The following is a 17685-nucleotide window of genomic DNA, read 5'->3' as shown; positions in this document are numbered from 1 at the left end:
CCCTGACTAACGCAGGTCGTACGCCTCTCGCGCCACGAGCACCTCTTCGATGTGACTCTCCGCCCACAATCCCAGCGCGGTCAACGGCTCGCGCAGCGTGAGCCCGAGCGGCGTCAGCGCGTACTCGACACGGGGCGGCATCTCGTCGTAGGCCGTGCGCGTCAGAAGACCATCGCGCTCCAGATCGCGAAGCGTCTCCGCGAGCACCTTCGCGCTGATGCCGCCGACGCGATCTCGGATCGTTCCGAACCGCGCCGGCCCGTCACTCAGAGCGATCACGATCATGGCTGTCCACTTGTTGGCCACCCGTGCCAACGATGTGCGCGATGGACACGTCGCCAGCATCACGTTCCAGACAGGATCAGCCATTTCGGAAACCCACTCCCTTAGTTACGTTGAGGTAACAGGTTACCATATGTAACCATGGTGACGTACCACTCATCCAAGGAGAGAATCATGACTGACACCACCCCCGCCGGCATCGCCACCACGTACTTCGACGCGCTCGCCAAGGGTGACATTCCCACCGTGATGGCGCAGTTCAGCCCCGACGTCGTCTGGTACCAGCCCGGCGGCCACCAGTTCTCCGGCCAGCACACGGGCATCGACGGCGTCGGCGCCCTCCTCGGCGGCATGATGGAGGCGAGCGAAGGAAGCTTCGCCCTCGTCGTCACCGGTCCGGCGATGGTCAACGGCGAGATGGTCGCGCTTCCCGTGCGATTCTCGGGCACCCGCACGGGCACCTCGATGGACATGGCCGGCGTCGACCTGCTCACGGTTCGCGACGGCAAGATCGTCGCAGTCCACCTGTTCTCCGAAGACGGCACCAGCGAAGACGCCTTCTGGGGCCAGAGCTGATCGACAGTCACGCGTGCGGGTGAGGCCGGACTCCCGCCTCACCCGCACGCGTGACTTCGCCGCGCAGTCAGCCGTTCATCAGCACCAGCATCCACCCCATGCCCGCCGCCATCGCGATGTGACAGACAGAGTGAATGCGATGATGCGACGACCGAAACAGGCGCCAGACCCACCACACCGTGGCGGCGACGCACAAGGCGATGAACATCCCATTGACAGCGTCCGCCCACACAGGCGTCGGCTCAAGGGCGAATCCGCCACCGCCGTGGTGCTCCGCATGAGCCCCACCGGCATCGTCAGACATGTCCATCCCGGCCATGAGCAGGGGCATCGCGGCGAGCATCCAGATCATCGCAGCGTCGAGCACGATGTGGCCGACGAGGTCGACCGCCTGCGCTCCGTTCGCCCCACGGAAAGAGGGCACCAGGGCCAACGCCAGGATGGCGAAGATGGCCACCTGCGCCCAGGTTACTGCATCCCATACTGTCCACCAGGTCATGACGATCATCGCGACGCTCATGATGCCGTGCGTGATGTCGATCAGGTCCGTGTCCGTCAGTGCGGAACCCTCCGACCGCGTGCGCGAGCGTGCGGCGAGTCCCCAGAAACAGATGATGGCGGTCATCACGAAGAGCAGAGTGAGGAGGATGTTCCAGGGTGCGGCGATCACGGCTTCAGTTTAGTACTACATTATGTAGATATCTGATTCCGCCCAGTGAAAGGCCCGACGATGACCACGATCGACTTCGAGTCGACCGGTGCACCAGAGAAGACAGGGCGTGCTCGCCCCAGAAGGATCAACTGGTTCGGCGCATTCTGGCGCTGGCACTTCTACGGAGCACTCCTGGTCATCCCCGTCCTCTTCGTGCTCGCCGTGACGGGCATGACGTACCTGTTCCGCGCGCAGATCGACGCGGCGATGCACCCGGGCGTCATCACGGTCGCCGTTCCGGACGGCGCGGAACGACTGCCTCTGTCCGCCCAGCAGGAGGCGGTTGCGCAGGAGTTCCCCGACCGATCGGTCGTCTCACTGTTCGACAGTCTCGGTGACCGCTCGACGGTCTTCGTCACCGAGCTCCCCGACGGTACCACCCAGAATGTCTACGTCGACCCGTACCGGGCCGTGGTCACCGGGTCGCTGACTGACGATCAACTCATCTCGGACGTCTTCATCCGAATCCACGGGAATCTCCTTGCAGGAGACTTCGGCGATCGGCTGATGGAGCTCGGTGCCAGCTGGGCCATCGTGCTGACGATCACCGGATTCCTGATCTTCTTCCTGGGGCGCAAGCCGCGAAAGCTGGCCGCGCAGAAGAAGCTGAAGGGTGCGAGGCTGCGCAGTGCGCATGCGCTCGTCGGCCTTCCGGTCGGCCTCGGAATCCTGATGCTCGTCATCTCCGGACTCCCCTGGACCGGCCTGTGGGGCAGCGTGTCCGAAAAGGTCGCAGCAACCGGCGGGTCCTCGCTGTGGGGCGCCGACCCCGGGGCTGAGTCGACGATGAAGGACCTGATCGAACAGACCGACGGATCCAACGCCCCCGCCGGCTGGGCGGTGGGCATGGGGCCGACCGGGCAAAGCGACGGAGAGGGTGCAGGCGTCTCGATCGACGCCGCCATCGCTGCCGCCGAGGCCGAGGGCGCGCCGAGCCCCTACTACGTGATCTACCCCGTGGACGAGACTGGGGTGTTCAGCGTGATGAGCAGCCAGTGGTACCAGCAGGGCAACCCCGCGGAGTCCGATGTCACCCTCGAGCAGACGGTGCACGTCGATCAGTACTCCGGCGAGGTCGTCGCGCAATACGGCTACGACGACTACAGCCCGCTCGCCCAGGTCGTCTCGCACGGAATCGCGATCCACGAAGGGCGGCATTTCGGCCCCATCAACACGATCCTGACGACGCTCTTCTGCCTTGCCGTGATCTTCATGTGCATCTCCGCACCCATCATGTGGTGGCGTCGCCGCGGCACCGCGAGCGGCATGGCAGCGCCGCGCGCGCGTCTGCCCCTGTTCGGGAACATCGCACTGCTCGTCAGCGTGGTCGCCCTGGGGGTCTTCCTGCCCATGTTCGGGCTGTCCGTGCTGGTGATCCTGGCCGTAGATCAGCTGCTGATCCGGCGTATCCCCGCCTGGCGGAAGTTCTTCAACGCCGTGTGAACGGGGATGGTCTCGGTTGCCACAGCGACCGAGACCATCCGTGCAGTCACAGCGATCAGACGGCGAGGTCTCGCAACCAGGCCTCGACGGTCCGCGGAGTGATGCCGAGAAGCTTCTGCGCGGAGCGCTCTTCGTCGATCACCTCTCCGGGCTGGGTCCACCGGAAGTGGTACGAGTCGACCACGGGGCGCGCAGCATCCGCCCCGAACATCGGGATGATCAGTTCGCCGTAAGCCTCGGGCTCCTGTGCCTCGAACACGACGGGCTTGTCGAAGTACCGAGCAAAGCCCTCGGCGAGATCTGCTCCGAGCTGAGGAGGAAGCGCGCCGGCAGTGACAACACCCGTGACCGAGTCGTCCGTCAGCAGTGCGACGGCGATGTCGGCCATATCGAGGTGCGACACCCAAGAGACGGGGTAGTCATCGCGAATCGGGTAGTGCAGCGCTCCGTCTTCCCGAGCCGGGCCCAGCGTGACCGGCAGCAGGAGGTTCTCCAGGAAGATACGGGGAGCGATGACCGCGTACGAGACACCCGACTCCGCCAGGGCCGCCGCGAGCACGCCGTGCGCCGTCAGCGTTCCGTCGGGAAGCTCGGTGGGATAGCCGCTGGTCGAGAACACCACTCGACCAGGACGCGCCTGAGAGACAGCCTCACCGATCGCCTGGGCGTAAGCGAGTTGCTGGTCGGGGCTGGCGAGCGGCAGGTGAACGAAGACCGCGTCCGCACCGGTGTAGGCCTGCACCAGCGACTCCACAGAGGTGTTGTCAATGGAGATTGCAGGTGCGGTCGCCTTGGCACTGTCGCGCACTGCAGCCGTCGGGGTGTGTCCCGCCGCGAGCAGAGCAGCAAGAACAGGGGAACCTTGAGCGCCGGTGGCGCCGTGAACGATGATTGTCATGTTCCCATTAGTGCATACGATGCATCGGTTATGTCAACTGCATTAATGGAGTTTGGACCGACCCTGATCACTTAGATGTCGAGCGTCAGCTCGGCGGTGAGTGAACGCGAACAGCACACGTTGATCTGAGAGTGCGTGGCGTGTTCCCGCTCGCTCTGCACGTGGTCCCGGTGATCGGGCACACCCGCCAGCACCGGCACGATGCATGATCCGCAGACCCCCTGCCCACAGCTGCGGTACGTCTCATACCCGTGGCGCTCGAGCACGGAAGCGATCGACTCGGTGCCCTCCACCCTCATTGCTTGTCCGGTCGATGCGGCGACCACGGTGAACGCCCCATCCGCAGAAGAGCGAGGCGGCGCTGCCGAGGAGAAGCGCTCCGTGACGAACTGGTCGTCGCGCCACCCATACTCCAGTGCCCGCTCTCGCGCGAGCGCGATGAACCCCTCCGGCCCGCACGCGTAGATCATGCCGTCGGCCGTCGGCTCGAGGAGGCCGCGCGGCCCACTCTCACGGAAGGAGTCACCCTCATCACTGAAGTGCGGGAAAACCGATGCTGCGAACGAGCCCGACCGCAGCTGCTCGAGCAGCGGGAGGGAAGCAGCACGTGGGGCGTACGCGTGCAGCTCGAAGGCACTCGCGCTGCGATGCAGCGACTCGGCCATCGACACAAGCGGAGTGATTCCGACTCCGCCCGCGAGCAGAAGTGATCTCGACGCTCCGGACTTCAATGCGAAGGTGTTGCGCGGCGGAGAGATGTGCAGCCGATCGCCGACGCCCACATTGTCATGCACGTGACGTGATGCGCCGCGCCCTAGATCCTCCTTCTGCACGCACACCGAGATGACTCCCTCTTCAGGCGACGCGTCGACGAGAGAGTATTGACGGATCAGCGTTCCCGTCAGGTGGAGGTCGACATGAGAGCCCGGCTCGATCGTGATCATGGCATCGGTCCGCATGAACCGAAGGTGAAGCAGCACTGCACGGTCGGAGACGACCGTCCGCTGGGACACGACCACTTCGAGGCGCGAGGACCGCGATCGGCTCCCCGCCACCGCATCCTGCCGATTCCGCCTGCGCACCGCGCCCAGAAGCCCCATCTTCCGCTCCTCTCATGTGAGCGGCCACGTGCGGGGTGCCCGCGGTCCGCGCTCTGCACGAACAGACGACGACGGCGAGCCCTGGTGACGACCATGGCCCGCCGTAGTCTGTTCAGTTTTCGTGCATCTTAACTCTACAACATGTAGCTTTACATTCGCACACGCGATCGGCGCGACTCCGCGCCATGTATCGGCGGCGATAAGTGACCCCGATACAGACCGTGCGCACGGTCTGTATGTTACAGTGGCTTCCACGCGACGCCGCGACGCTGTCACCTCGGCTGTCGAGACGCCTGACAGAAGGAGACCCCAGTGCTCATCGTGATCATCGCTCTCGGAGTGGTCATCGGGGCACTCACCGGATTGCTGGGGGCTGGTGGCGGAATTCTGACCGTCCCCGCCCTGGTCTACCTCGTGGGGCTGCCCGTCTCCTCAGCGATATCGACCTCTCTCGTCGTGGGAGCGATCGGCCCTCTGGCCGCATTGGTCCCGCGCCTGCGCGGCGGCGTGGACTGGAAGATGGTGCTACCTGTCGCCGGCGCGGGCGTGGTGGCGGCATTCGGCGGCACGCTCGTCGGCCGGCTCATCTCGGAGGAGATGCTCCTGCTGATCTTCGCCCTTCTGATGGTAGCCTCCGGCGTACAGATGCTCCGCGGGCGGCCTCGCGCCACAGGCAACGACCGCCGACCGAAGCTCTGGGCCCTGCGGGGAATCGCTGTCGGGCTGCTCGTGGGGTTCCTGACCGGACTGCTCGGCATCGGCGGCGGCTTCATCACCGTCCCCGCTCTGGTCTTCCTGCTCGGAATGTCCATGAGGCTGGCGATCGGCACCTCACTGGTCGTCGCCATGATCAACTCATTGGCCGGCATCGCGGCGCACGCGGGGGTGTCGAACCTTGACTGGGGGCTGATCATCGCCTTCGTCGTACCCTCGATGGTGGCATCGTTCGGGACAGCGCTGCTCGCGAAGCGCATGAGCAACGTGTTCCTGCAGAAGGCCTTCGCGATCATGGTCCTGACAGTCGCCGCCATCACGGTGGCGCAGGTGCTTCTGCCCTAACCGGCGAATGCGCAGTTCAGCGCCGTCAAGAAGGCGAAGGACCGGTCTCCCAGCACACTCGGAGACCGGCGATGTGAGCGGATACCTGACTCACCATGTCGATTCGCCGGTCGACCAACCATTGCTGTTGGATGCCGTCGAGCACCGCGATCGTGTTTCCGACCAGCAGCTCCGTCGGGGCATCCGCGCGGATCACACCCGATTCCTTCCCCTGTTCCACGGCGTCACCCAACCACGCTCGTGCACTGGCGTAGTGATCTCGCAGCCATTCATTTGCCGGATGGTCGGGCTCGGTGGCCTCCGCCGAAACGCGGACGAACACCCCCACCCACTCCGGGCGGGTCGAGTTGCGGGCCGTCAGAGGCACGAGAGCCTCGAACGCGTCCCACCCGAGCGGAACCGTGCCGTCGCCGAACAGGAATGCATTGTCGTCCCGCTCCCGCTGCTCCAGAATCGCTGCCAGCAATGCGACCTTCGAGGGGAAGTGATGCAGCAGACCCGACTGGGAGATTCCGCTGGCGGCCGCGACATCCGCGATCGACATCTTATGAAAACCGACCTCGGCGATCTGTTCCACAGCGGTGCCGACGATCTGCTGCTGCGTCTCCGCGGCAGATCGTCTCACACGACGCTTGCGGGTGTCAGGCGCGTATCTCGGGGGGAAGGACAAGGATGCCTCTCTCGACGGGGATCGAAACCGACTGACGATGCGCTGTCAGCCGGCCTCAAGGAATCGTAACGCGGACGTCTCCCAAGCCTCGACCTATGAGCACAGATCCCACTCGAAGCGGTACCCACCGCTGCGCGTCCTGGTCCCAGCGACGCTGGAGCCGGAGGTCGCATGTGGCTCGAATCCTGACTTCCTGAGCGGGATGCACCTCAGACTGCCCCCAGCCGATCAGGCGGATCGGCTCGTCATCGCTCTCCGGGTCGAAGTAGATCTGCACGGTCTCACGACCCTCGAGTCGACCGGAGTTGCGCACCGTGACGTCGACAGCATCGATCCGCCCATCGGACGACCGCACGATCTGCGCCTCCGAGTACTCCCACGTGGTGAGCCCCAGCCCGTGCCCGAACCAGAAGGCCGGCACCTCCCCACTCCCGAACCAGCCGCGATGGCCGATCGACGTTCCCTCGGCATACTCCAGGACACCCCGTCGAGGCGTGGTGCTCCACGCCGGTCCGCGGTGATTGCCCACGGGGAATGTGGTGACCAGACGACCCTCCGGAAGCACGTCACCCAGGAGCGCAGCCGCGACCGCATCCCCCGCTTCCTGACCGGGGAGACCGGTGAACAGCACAGCATCGACATCAGCAATCCAGGGCATGAGCACAGGTGTGGCGGCGTTGATGACGACCACGGTGCGCGCCGCGACGTTCGCGACCGCCGCGACGAGAGCATCCTGATCGCCGGGCAGCGACAGCGTGTTCTTGTCCTCGCCTTCCGTCTCCTGGTCGGGAGTGAAGCCCACGACGACGACAGCCACATCGGCGGTTCGAGCCGCTGCAGAGGCGGCGGCGATCGCGGAGGCCGACGATCGCACCGCCTCGCTGACGACCAGGCCGAGGATGCGCGGCAGGGTATCCTTCTCCACGGTCGCGGTGACGAGCTGCCCCGGCTCCACCCGCACGGCTGCGGCATGGCTCTTGGGGCGGAAGAAGCCACCGCCAGGACCGGGGTGATAGTCGATCCGGTAGCTGCTCTCATGCCCCTCCGTGACCAGATGCCAGTTCCCGGGGCCCCGGGTTCCGAGCTGCACCATCCGGCCCTCCCGGATGTCCAGAGTCGCGCTCAGCTCGATGCGAGCGGCACCCTCGAGCCATCCGATCTGGCTGTCCTCGAGCTCCGCCACTTCGAGATGGCGGCTGTGCACGAGATCGCCGGCGTCGTCGAATACCCGCACACGGATGCCGTGCTCCCCCGTTTCGGGATCACGCACGCGCGTGGGCTTCACGGTGGGCAGCGTCTTACGCGTCTCCACGCCGTCTGTGAAGATGACGTGGTCGGCGCCGAGGCGCGCCGTCATCCCTTCGACGATCGAGATGACGTGCGGAGCGCGAACCTGAGCGGATCCGCCGCCCTGACCGATCGTGTCCGTGGCATGGCGACCGATGAGGGCGTACGTGGCATCCTCACGGAGGGGAAGCGTCTCGTCGACGTTCTTGATGACGACCATGCCGCCCGCTGCGAGCCGCCGGAGTTGCGCGCGCCGCAGTTCGCCGGCTGGCGCCTCGACGGAGTCGGGCCACCCGCGAGGGTCGGTGAGGCCGCCCACACGATGGGCGAGCCGGAGCAGGCGTCGCACGTGGTCGTCGATGGCGTCTTCAGAGACGGCGCCCGCACGCACCTCCTCCTCCAGCGATTCAGTCCAGGGTGTCGCGGGACCGGGCATCACGAGGTCGAGCCCCGCGGCAGCGCTCTCGGCGGCCGTCTTGGTGGCGTACCAGTCCGACAGGACGAGTCCGTCGTAGCCCCACTCGTCTTTCAACACCTGGGTGATGAGGTCATGGTGCTCCGTCGAGGGAACCCCGTTCACGCTGTTGTACGCCGCCATCACGGTCCAAGGATTCGCATCGTCGACCGCGATCTCGAAGGGCGTCAGGTACACCTCCCTGAGCGTCTTCGCCGTCATCCGCACATCAACCTTCGTCCGCTCGGTCTCGGACTCATTGCCGAGGAAGTGCTTGGCGCTGGCACCGACGCCCCTCTCCTGAAGTGCGTTGATGTACGCACTCGCAAGGCGGCCGGTGAGCAGCGGGTCCTCACTGAACGCCTCGAAGAGCCTGCCGCCCAGTGGGGACCGGTGCAGATTGATGGTCGGCCCCAGCACGACGTGCGTCCGTTGCGCCTCTGCTTCCTCGGCCAGGATCGCTCCTGCTTCGGCGAGCGCCTCGGGATTCCAGGTCTGAGCGAGCAGGCTCGCGTTGGGCAGCAGGCAGCTCTCGCGACCCCCGACGACGATCTCACCACGCACCCCAGTCGGGCCGTCCGAGAGCACGAGACCTTCGAGACCGATCGACGCATCGGCGTGCAGCGAGAAGTTGTCGGCTCCGGAGAGCAGCCGCACCTTCGCTTCCAGTGTCAGCCGTCGAACGAGACCGGCGATGACCGACTCGAGTGCGGCGACTCCTGCGGCGTCCTCCTCATGGATCGTCATCGGGTCACCTCACGCTTCGGACGGGAATGATCAGTACGGCACCGATGACGGCGATCGCACCGGCGATGATGAGCATGATGTCGTAGTTGGTTCCGCTGCTCAAGCCGACGATCCAGGCGGCGAGCGCAGGCGCCACCACCTGCGGTCCCGCCATCGCGATGTTGAAGACACCGAGGTCCTTCGCCGTCTCTTCGGGGTCGGGCAGCACATCCAGCACGAGCGCGAGGTCGACGGCCACGTAGGCCCCGAACCCGACCCCGATGATGGCCTCGGCCACGAAGAACATCGTGGGCTCCGTCGTCTGCGTGAGAAGGATCGTGCCGGCGGCGAAGATGAGGGCCGAGACGACGATGAAGACCTTGCGTCGTCCGAGCTTGTCCGACAGCCATCCGGCGATCTGGCCGCTGACAATCAGGGCGACCGTGAAGACCAGGACACCCGTCGCCATGATGCGCACTGCTTCGGCAGGCTCGAGGTTCATCTCGTGCTGGATCCAGAGCAGTCGGAAGGTGATGAACATGAAGTTCGCCAGCACGACCAGGAAGCGCGACCACCAGGCGAGTCCGAAGTCGGGGTTCTTGATCGGGTTCACCCAGAACGTCTTCAGCACGGTGCGGATGCCTCCGCCGGACTGAGCGCGGAAGGGGCGCGGCTTGTCGGGCAGCATGATCGCGTAGATGAGCACCAGGATGAACCCGACCACTCCGGGGATCAGGAAGAGCAGCAGCAGCTGGGTGGCGAAGAACTGTGCGGCGTATGCGGCGCCGAGGGTCGCGGCCTGCTGGGCGATACCGATGGCCCCGGCGACCTTGCCGCGCTGCGAAGAGGGGAGCTGATCGGCGATGGATGCGGTGTGGGCAGCGATCGCCGCGTTGGCCGTGATCTGCGCGAGGATCCATCCCCCGCCGAGCACCAGAGCCGAGGGGGCGACCGCCATGATCAACAGCGCGACCAGCAGACCCGCCATGCCGACGATCATCCAGGGCCGACGTCGGCCGAACCGGCTCATCGTCCGGTCACTGATGCGTCCGAACACCGGGTCGAAGAACAGTGCGGAGAGCGCGCCGATGGACGTGATCAGTCCGAGAGTGCCGATCACCTCTTCCTGCGGCATCAGAGACTGCAGCTTCAGCACGAGCGCCGCGGAGATGACCGTCGACAGGGGAAGCATGAGGCCCAGGCGTGCGAGCACCATGGTGGTGACCACGGCGGGCCGTGCACGCACCGTGGGCGCGGCGAAAGTGGGGGGTTGGGGTGAGTCTCCGACAGCAGTGTCGTCGATCATGGCGCTCCTCATTGAGTTCTATGTACAGACCGAGCACTCGGTCGGTATGACTGTAGCGCACTGCCGGGCAAGGCGCAACGCCCGGGTGATCACACCAGCGAGGAAGAGAAAACCGAACAATATGTAACACATCCGTCATGCGGAGGAATCGGCCGGGAAACGCTCCGCGCGTACGGTGTGGCTCACCCGGCATGATTCCCGTGCCGGGTCCGACGAACGGAGGTGGGGCGGATGGAACTTCGCCAACTCCGCTACTTCCTCCGCGTTGCGGAGACCCTTCATTTCGGACGAGCCGCCGAGCAAGAGAACATCGCCGCCTCCGTGGTGAGCACACAGATATCTCGACTCGAGCGCGAGCTCGGCGTGGACCTGTTCCGACGAACGAGTCGGCGCGTGACCCTCACCCTCGCCGGCGACAGCTTTCGCGAGCATGCCGAGAATGCGCTCGCATCCCTCGACGCCGGAACTGCGGCCGCACGCAGAAACATCGTGGAGATGCAGCGCCTGCGGGTGGGATCCTTCGCTGATGACCCCCTGACGCATCGGTTCCTCTCCACTTTCCGCAGCCGCTATCCCCGGGTGCCGCTGAGCTATGTCGAACTCTCCATCTCGCACCAGGTCTCCAGCGTGATCGAGGGCGACGTCGACCTCGCCTTCGTCTGGCTCCCGGTCGACGACCCGCGCGTCACGGTCGATACGCTCTACTCCGAGATGCCGGTCGCGGCTCTCTCCTCCACCCATCGCCTCGCGAATGAGGCGCGGGTGCACGTCGACGACCTGCTCGGCGACTCGTTCGCCCTCGCCGCCGCAGGGACCCCGCCCGAATGGCGGGCCCATTGGTCGCTCGACGCCTACCGCGGCGGTCCACCGCTCCGCTCGATCGAAGTGAGTTCGGCACGCGAGTCCCTCGCCGCGGTGGCCTACAGCGGAACCGTGGACACCATGTCCACGAACTCGGCCGCACTGTGGAGTCATCCCGGCGTCCGTTTCCTGCCACTCCCCGACGCCCGCCCCACGAGCCTCGCCCTGATCTCCGCAGCGAACTCGCGGGAGCCACTGGTACAGGCTTTCCGCGAAGTCGTGGCCGATGTGGTCAGCAGCGAGCTCGACGCCGTCCCCGGGGCCGTCTCACTCGTCGGCTGACACAACACGCTCCGCCCCGTGTCGGCACCCGCTGGTCGCGCCATCCAGCGATTCGGAAGCCCTCGCAATCATTCGCTTCCACGGAACGATTGTTCGCATTCCGGCCATTGATCGGCGGCAAAGCGGCCCGCACCCTGGAAGGACCACGCAGCCCTCTCGGGTCGTGACACCCCGATCCCGCTGTCCCATGGCCGCCAACCTTGCCGGCCCACCCAGGAGAAGATGATGCTCACCCTCGAAACCGCCACCCGTCGATTCACCGAGAAGTTCTCGGAGTCCGCACAACTCACCGTCGCCGGACGGGGTGTGATTCCCGGCGGCTACAGCCGTACGTCGTTCAACTTCGGCCCGCATGCCGTCTTCGTCACCGGCGGCGACGGCGCCTACATCGACACTGTGGACGGACACCGCCTCCTCGACCTGAACAACAACTTCACGGTCAACATCCTCGGCCACGGTGACTCCGTGATCAGTGATGCGCTGATCGCCGCGATTCCGTCCGGCGCCTCATTCGGCAACCCCGTCACCGAGGAAGCAGAGCTCGCCCAGATCCTGATCGACCGCATCGCGTCGATCGACATGGTGCAGTTCTCCTGCTCGGCATCGGAGTCGATCCTGAGCGCGGTGCGCGTCGCCCGGGCATACACCGGCCGCACCAAGATCGCGAAGTTCGAGGGCGGGTACCACGGCTTCACCGACCCGGTGAGCATCTCCGGTCACCCGCACGACGCGGCGGAGTACGGGTCCGATGACAGCCCGCTTCCGGTGGCCGACAGCGCGGGCATCCCGGCAGCAGTCGTCGAGCAGGTCGTCATCCTCACTCAGAACGACATGGTCGGTACCGAGCGGATCCTGCGGGAGCACGGGTCCGACCTCGCATGCGTCATCCTCGAGTTGGAGAGCGGCGCCGGCGGCCACGTGGTCCTGCGCAAGGAGTTCGTGCAGATGATCCGCCGGGTGACAGCGGAACTGGGCATCCTGTTCGTGCTCGACGAGACCATGAACCTTCGCGGCGCATACAACGGCATGCAGAGCCTCTACGAAGTCGCTGGCGATCTCACCGTCATGGGCAAGATCATCGGTGGCGGACTCCCCCTCGGAGCCGTGGGCGGGAAGGCCGAGATCATGCAGGTCATGGCCGACGGCACCGTACCGATCTCCGGCACGCACCACGGCCACCGTCTGGCACTGGTCGCGGGAATCGCGTGCATGCGCGCGCTGGACGAGGATGCCTACAACCGACTGAACACGATGGCGGCGCGCATTCTGTCGGAGGTCGGCGAATGGACAGCGGCGCGCAAGAGCCCGTTCACGATCTACGGCGGTGGATACTCCTCGCTCGCGTACGCCTACCGCACCGAGCCGGGTCTGACAGTGGAGACCCAGCGCGACCTGTGGCGCAACGTCGATGCGGACAAGACCCAGACCTTCTCACTCGAGCTCGCGAACCGCGGCTTCTTCCCTGTCGCGCGCGGCGAGATCTCCCTCTCCCTGGCGATGACCGATGACGACATCACCTCGTTCATCGAGGCCGTCAAGGAGATCGTCATCGAGATGGAGAGCTGACCGCACCGGAGCCTTCCGTCTCCGGCGCGGTCACGTCGCGAGAGCGATGACCCTGCCGAGGGACGTCAGCGGTGGGCGAGGACATGAATGCCCACGCCCACCGCTGGAGAAGAAATGTCGAATGCATGCGTTTACTCTACGTGATGTAGATATACCGGTTCTTCAGTTCGTGGGCGCTCGAAGCTCCTCCTCCAACGGAGCGAGGAAGTCCCGAGACAACTCCGTCAGCGCTGCGCCCGCCAGCTCGGGGGTTCCGGTGTGGAACGGCGGCTCGGGAGCGTACTCGGCACCCAAGACTGCGAACCGCGCCATCTCCTCACCGGAGAGGTACGCGAGGAGCCGGATGCCGAGGTCCATTCCTGCGGTCACACCGGCCGCCGTCAGACGGTTGCCGTCTTCGACCAGGCGTTCGTCGACCTCGATCGCGCCATAGTCGCCGAGCAGGTGCCGTACGGCCCAGTGCGAGGTGGCCCGTCGACCGTCGAGCAACCCTGCATGAGCGAGAGCGATGGAGCCGGAGCACACACTGGTCACGTACTCGGCATCCTGACCGATCCGACGCAGGTGCTCCATGGCACGGGCATCCCGCAGGAGGATCCCGGTGTCGCCGCCGGGCACGAGGATCACGGACGGCGAAGTCGTCACCTCGTCGAGTGTCAGCGCAGGCTCGAGTGCCACACCGGCCCCGCTGACGACAGGCTCGCCCGCGGGGCCGGTGGTCACGAACTGCACCGTCGCACCCGTCCCTGCGAGGAAGTGGAACGGCCCCACCACGTCGAGGAGCTCGAATCCGGGGTGCAGGACGATCAGAATCGTCTTGTCCGTCGCGAACCGCACTCCGGGCAGTGCGGCCAAGGTGTGGTGTGCGGCGATGGACCGATCGACGGCCTGCTGCTTGGCGGGGTCGTCTCCGATCACCGAGAACAGCGTGCTGACTGACGTGTCGAACCCGGTCGGGTGCCCTGGCAGATCCATCACCTCAGGGACGACATCACGGTCTTCGTGCATGCGGGGTTACTCCTCATTTCTCAGGACCGACGAAATGTCGGCGCGGGGTTCGGTCATGTGGGCGCTCACGTCACGTTTGCGGGACCACTGTCTGCGAAGACGAGCTGCAGTCGTCCGGTGAGCGGGTTGATGAGGGTGCCGGCGCGCACGCCGAACACGCGCAGCAATAGCTCTGGGGTGAAGACCTCGTCAGGGCCACCCGATGCGACGACGCGACCTTGCTCGAGCATGACGATCTCGTCGCAGTAGGACGCCGCCAGGCTCAGATCATGCAGGGTGATCAGAGTGGTGATCTCGAGGTCCCGGATCAGCGTGAGTAACTGGAGTTGATGGCGAATGTCGAGGTGGTTGGTCGGCTCATCGAGCACGAGGATCTGCGGCTCCTGAGCGAGGGCGCGTGCGAGCTGCACCCGTTGACGTTCACCTCCTGAGAGCGTGCTGACATCGCGGTCGGCGAACTCCGCGACGCCCGCGGTCGCCATAGCCCGATCCACGGCTCGCCGATCTTCCCCGCGGTCCGCTCCAATGAGTCGGCCGTGCGGGAGACGTCCGGTTGCGACGCATTCGGCGACGGTGAGTTCGAGGTCCGCGGGACTGTCCTGCACGACAGCGGCAGTGATGCGGGCGGCATCCCGGGCCCGCATCGACCAGACATCGCGACCATCGGTGAGCACCTGTCCTGCGGCGGGACGCAGCATCCGATAAACCGTTCGCAGGAGCGTTGACTTGCCGCTGCCGTTGGGCCCGACGAGCCCGACGATGTTCCCCTGCGCGCGCAACACCACATCGTCGATGATCCGTCGACCGGCGATGTCGACATCGACGCCCTGAACTTCGAGCGGCGCCCCCTGCCCTTCACTCATCTCTCGCTCCGACCGGAGCGTCGTAGCAACCATAGGAAGAACGGGGCCCCGACGACCGCGGTGAGGAGACCGACCGGCACTTCTGTCGGCGCGAGGAGCAGCCGTGCCCCTATGTCCACGACCACCAGGAGAAACCCGCCGGCGAGTGCGGACGCGGGGAGCACCCATCGGTGATCGGAACCGATCATCATGCGAACTGCATGCGGGACCACCAGCCCGACGAATCCGATGGACCCGCTCACCGCGACTGCGACACCGACGAGCAGCGAGGTGATGATGAACAGCATCAGCCGCATCCGTCCGACGTCGACGCCGAGGCTCGCTGCCGTCTCGTCGCCGGTGAGGAAGGCGTTCAAGACGGGAGCGAGGAGCACCAAGACAATCGTCGCCGCGACCAGGACGAGCATGGGCACACCGAGGTCCTGCCACGTCGCCGCCGCCAGGCTGCCGGCGAGCCACGACAACACCTGTCCGATGCCCTGGTTGGCGCTGCTGGATCGCAGGACGAGGTAGCTCGTGATCGAACTGAGCAGGTACGACATCGCGACCCCGGCCAACACCAACCGGTTCGGTGCGACCCGCCCGCCCTGCTGGGCGAGCGCGAAGACGAGCACCGTCGCGAGGAAAGCTCCGATGAAAGCAGCGATCGGCGTCGACACCGAGGCGAACAGCCCGCTCGTGAGCGTGAGCGCGGCGACCGCGGCCACGGATGCGCCGGAGGAGACGCCGAACACGAACGGGTCCGCCAGCGGATTTCGCACGACGGCCTGCAGCACCGCGCCGGCGACCGCGAGCGCTGCCCCCACGACGAAGCCGAGCAGCGCGCGCGGCAAACGGAATTCCCACACGATCTGGTCGTCGAGCCCGTCGACGCCGCCAGCGCCCCAGGGCAGCAGGTGTGCACCGATGACCTCGATGACACGGCTCGGTGCGATGTTCACGCTCCCGACGGCCACAGAGAGCACGACTGCGACGATGCACGCGACCACGAGGACACCGATCACCGATTGCGTACGCCGCCCCGTGCGCGCAGCCGACCGAGCCCGCACGGCCGCCTTCGTCACGAGGTGGGAACCGCGAGATCGAGGTCGGCGTGAAGCGCGTTCGCGATCTTGGTCAGCCCCACCATGACGGAGATCGACGAATCGGTCTCCTGCGTCGGGACCTCACTGATCCGGCCGTTCTTCACCGCGGGGAGGTCGGGGAAGTTCTCCTCGAGGAACGCCTTCTGCGACGCGAAGTCCTGACCAACGAACGTGCCCACCAGGATCACGTCGGGGTCCGACGCGGCGAACTCTTCTTTGCTGATGTAGACGGAGTCCGAGGGGAAGACGTTCTCGCCACCCGCGGTCTCGATCAGATCGTCGTAGATGCCGCCGGCCAGGACGATCACCGGACCGGTTCCACCGTTGAAGTATGCGGTCTTCACGGTCGGTTCATCTTTCACTGCCGTGACTACCTTCTCCTTCGCGCTCTCCAGCTCCGCGATGACCTCGTCAGCTTTCTCCGAGACACCGAAGATCGTCCCGTAATCGCGCAGTACCTTCGAGACGGAGTCGACGTTCCAGATGTCCGAGCTGAGATAGTCCGTCGCCCCGCAGAGGCTGGCACCGTAGACGGTCACCCCCGCCTCCTCCAGCTGCTCGACCGATGCGTACCCCTGCGAAGTATCGAACGCGTACCCCTCCAGCACCTGGCCGGTCACGAGGTCGGGTGCTTCGCTCAGCAAGACCTCTTTCGAGGGGAACCCCATCATGCTGCCGATGGTCTTGAGCCCTTCCGCCGCCTCCGCCACGGATTCCGGGTATGGCGAGTAGTTCTCCTGGACAGCGACGATCTTGTCTCGGAGGCCGAGCGCGAGGAGCGCCTCGGTGTTCGACTGCCACAGGCTCACCACACGCTCAGGCTCGGAGTCGACAGTGATCTCCCGGCCACAGTTCTCCAGCGTCACCGGGTAGCCCGCCCCTGCTTCGCCCGGCGTGGGTGCCGTCGATGCCGGGGTGTCGCTTCCCGCACACGCGGTGGTCAGGAGCAGAAGAGCTGCCACCGCTGCGGTGCTGAATACGGATCGTCGGACGGTGGGTCGCATGGAACTCCTTCGGGGAACGGGACAGCTCTACTTCTTGTAGAAGCATACCGGTTCGGAATCACGGCACCACGAGAGCCTCTTGGCGCATTCCTGCGGAACGAGCGCCGAGGAGACCATTCGGATGGCCCGAACTCATCGTTAAAACGCATTCACGCCAATGGTCATTGGCTTCCTCCTCGAGGATGCTGGAAGCTCACACCACTTCCGTCTTCAGGAGGACACATGTCAGCCCCACGCCGCTCGGCCACCCCACTGCGAGCACCTACAGCGCGGCACTCGCGGAAGGATCTGGTTGAGACGGCCTGACGCCGCTCTTCCTTCTCTATCGACAGCGAAACCACCGTGCCGGATACGTCCACGATCCTGCTTGGGCGGGTGGACGGCGGCGATCGAGGCGCCATCGGGGCTGTAAAAGTTTCCTTGATCAGGACTTTGGTACTCACAGCTTGTCTGGAGCAGCTGTGAAATGCACGTCCGGCGGACTCTCGGAGATCGACGGAACC

Annotated in this window: 16 protein-coding genes; 5 read left to right on the top strand and 11 right to left on the bottom strand. The window is 65.6% G+C overall.

Annotated features, from left to right (window positions below; translation table 11 throughout):
* Window positions 1-6 precede the first annotated feature (6 nt).
* A complete protein-coding gene (locus tag ACZZZF_RS14495; RefSeq protein ID WP_311258514.1) occupies window positions 7-369 on the bottom strand; it encodes a winged helix-turn-helix transcriptional regulator in 363 nt (120 codons plus the stop codon).
* Between the two features lie 87 nt (window positions 370-456).
* On the opposite strand from ACZZZF_RS14495, the gene ACZZZF_RS14490 reads away from it, so the two are divergent.
* Window positions 457-858, top strand: a complete 402-nt coding sequence (locus tag ACZZZF_RS14490; protein WP_463499133.1) for a nuclear transport factor 2 family protein — start codon at window positions 457-459, stop codon at window positions 856-858.
* A 67-nt stretch (window positions 859-925) separates the two neighbouring features.
* On the opposite strand, the gene ACZZZF_RS14485 is transcribed toward ACZZZF_RS14490, so the two are convergent.
* A complete protein-coding gene (locus ACZZZF_RS14485; protein WP_463499130.1) occupies window positions 926-1528 on the bottom strand; it encodes a DUF5134 domain-containing protein in 603 nt (200 codons plus the stop codon).
* A gap of 60 nt (window positions 1529-1588) precedes the next feature.
* Between ACZZZF_RS14485 and ACZZZF_RS14480 the strand changes: the two genes are divergently transcribed.
* Entirely contained in the window at window positions 1589-3013 is a 1425-nt protein-coding gene (locus tag ACZZZF_RS14480; RefSeq protein WP_463499127.1) for a PepSY-associated TM helix domain-containing protein, read from the top strand.
* A 55-nt stretch (window positions 3014-3068) separates the two neighbouring features.
* On the opposite strand, the gene ACZZZF_RS14475 is transcribed toward ACZZZF_RS14480, so the two are convergent.
* Entirely contained in the window at window positions 3069-3911 is an 843-nt protein-coding gene (locus tag ACZZZF_RS14475) for an SDR family oxidoreductase (protein WP_311258510.1), read from the bottom strand.
* Between the two features lie 71 nt (window positions 3912-3982).
* Window positions 3983-5011, bottom strand: coding sequence for a PDR/VanB family oxidoreductase (locus ACZZZF_RS14470; protein ID WP_463499124.1), 1029 nt, complete (start codon window positions 5009-5011; stop codon window positions 3983-3985).
* Window positions 5012-5323: 312 nt separating this feature from the next.
* Here ACZZZF_RS14470 and ACZZZF_RS14465 point away from each other — a divergent pair, with 312 nt between their 5' ends.
* Complete coding sequence (locus ACZZZF_RS14465) at window positions 5324-6070, top strand: sulfite exporter TauE/SafE family protein (RefSeq protein WP_463499121.1); 747 nt, start codon at window positions 5324-5326, stop codon at window positions 6068-6070.
* A gap of 25 nt (window positions 6071-6095) precedes the next feature.
* Here the strand turns inward: ACZZZF_RS14465 and ACZZZF_RS14460 are convergent, their stop codons facing one another.
* The 3 genes from ACZZZF_RS14460 to ACZZZF_RS14450 form a co-directional block, all read right to left on the bottom strand.
* A complete protein-coding gene (locus ACZZZF_RS14460; protein ID WP_463499118.1) occupies window positions 6096-6695 on the bottom strand; it encodes a TetR/AcrR family transcriptional regulator in 600 nt (199 codons plus the stop codon).
* 100 nt (window positions 6696-6795) lie between these two features.
* On the bottom strand, window positions 6796-9228 hold the full coding sequence (locus tag ACZZZF_RS14455; protein WP_463499116.1) for a glycoside hydrolase family 3 protein: 2433 nt from the start codon (window positions 9226-9228) through the stop codon (window positions 6796-6798).
* Window positions 9229-9232: 4 nt separating this feature from the next.
* Complete coding sequence (locus ACZZZF_RS14450; RefSeq protein ID WP_463499113.1) at window positions 9233-10513, bottom strand: MFS transporter; 1281 nt, start codon at window positions 10511-10513, stop codon at window positions 9233-9235.
* Window positions 10514-10744: 231 nt separating this feature from the next.
* Here ACZZZF_RS14450 and ACZZZF_RS14445 point away from each other — a divergent pair, with 231 nt between their 5' ends.
* Both ACZZZF_RS14445 and ACZZZF_RS14440 read left to right on the top strand, forming a co-directional pair.
* A complete protein-coding gene (locus tag ACZZZF_RS14445; protein ID WP_463499110.1) occupies window positions 10745-11656 on the top strand; it encodes a LysR family transcriptional regulator in 912 nt (303 codons plus the stop codon).
* Window positions 11657-11881: 225 nt separating this feature from the next.
* A complete protein-coding gene (locus ACZZZF_RS14440; RefSeq protein WP_463499107.1) occupies window positions 11882-13222 on the top strand; it encodes an aspartate aminotransferase family protein in 1341 nt (446 codons plus the stop codon).
* A gap of 162 nt (window positions 13223-13384) precedes the next feature.
* Here the strand turns inward: ACZZZF_RS14440 and ACZZZF_RS14435 are convergent, their stop codons facing one another.
* The 4 genes from ACZZZF_RS14435 to ACZZZF_RS14420 form a co-directional block, all read right to left on the bottom strand.
* Complete coding sequence (locus ACZZZF_RS14435) at window positions 13385-14230, bottom strand: DJ-1/PfpI family protein (RefSeq protein WP_463499105.1); 846 nt, start codon at window positions 14228-14230, stop codon at window positions 13385-13387.
* A gap of 65 nt (window positions 14231-14295) precedes the next feature.
* Window positions 14296-15093 carry an ABC transporter ATP-binding protein gene (locus ACZZZF_RS14430; protein ID WP_463499102.1) on the bottom strand — a complete coding sequence of 266 codons (798 nt, stop codon included), beginning with the start codon at window positions 15091-15093 and terminating at the stop codon, window positions 14296-14298.
* A complete protein-coding gene (locus tag ACZZZF_RS14425) occupies window positions 15090-16157 on the bottom strand; it encodes a FecCD family ABC transporter permease (protein ID WP_463499099.1) in 1068 nt (355 codons plus the stop codon). Before ACZZZF_RS14425 ends, ACZZZF_RS14430 begins: the two co-directional genes overlap by 4 nt.
* Window positions 16154-17182 carry an ABC transporter substrate-binding protein gene (locus tag ACZZZF_RS14420; RefSeq protein ID WP_463499096.1) on the bottom strand — a complete coding sequence of 343 codons (1029 nt, stop codon included), beginning with the start codon at window positions 17180-17182 and terminating at the stop codon, window positions 16154-16156. The genes ACZZZF_RS14425 and ACZZZF_RS14420 overlap by 4 nt, the downstream gene beginning before the upstream one ends.
* Window positions 17183-17685: the final 503 nt, after the last annotated feature.

The sequence above is a fragment of the Microbacterium sp. AC215 genome (assembly GCF_979258645.1).
The sequence above is the reverse complement of the archived record's forward strand: the minus strand, read 5'-3'. Positions and strand labels throughout refer to the sequence as shown.

Coding starts and splice junctions, on each gene's coding strand:
- ACZZZF_RS14495 (WP_311258514.1), bottom strand. CDS start 369: ATGGCTGATCCTGTCTGGAACGTGATGCTGGCGACGTGTCCATCGCGC.
- ACZZZF_RS14490 (WP_463499133.1), top strand. CDS start 457: ATGACTGACACCACCCCCGCCGGCATCGCCACCACGTACTTCGACGCG.
- ACZZZF_RS14480 (WP_463499127.1), top strand. CDS start 1,589: ATGACCACGATCGACTTCGAGTCGACCGGTGCACCAGAGAAGACAGGG.
- ACZZZF_RS14475 (WP_311258510.1), bottom strand. CDS start 3,911: ATGACAATCATCGTTCACGGCGCCACCGGCGCTCAAGGTTCCCCTGTT.
- ACZZZF_RS14470 (WP_463499124.1), bottom strand. CDS start 5,011: ATGGGGCTTCTGGGCGCGGTGCGCAGGCGGAATCGGCAGGATGCGGTG.
- ACZZZF_RS14455 (WP_463499116.1), bottom strand. CDS start 9,228: ATGACGATCCATGAGGAGGACGCCGCAGGAGTCGCCGCACTCGAGTCG.
- ACZZZF_RS14450 (WP_463499113.1), bottom strand. CDS start 10,513: ATGATCGACGACACTGCTGTCGGAGACTCACCCCAACCCCCCACTTTC.
- ACZZZF_RS14445 (WP_463499110.1), top strand. CDS start 10,745: ATGGAACTTCGCCAACTCCGCTACTTCCTCCGCGTTGCGGAGACCCTT.
- ACZZZF_RS14440 (WP_463499107.1), top strand. CDS start 11,882: ATGCTCACCCTCGAAACCGCCACCCGTCGATTCACCGAGAAGTTCTCG.
- ACZZZF_RS14435 (WP_463499105.1), bottom strand. CDS start 14,230: ATGCACGAAGACCGTGATGTCGTCCCTGAGGTGATGGATCTGCCAGGG.
- ACZZZF_RS14430 (WP_463499102.1), bottom strand. CDS start 15,093: ATGAGTGAAGGGCAGGGGGCGCCGCTCGAAGTTCAGGGCGTCGATGTC.
- ACZZZF_RS14420 (WP_463499096.1), bottom strand. CDS start 17,182: ATGCGACCCACCGTCCGACGATCCGTATTCAGCACCGCAGCGGTGGCA.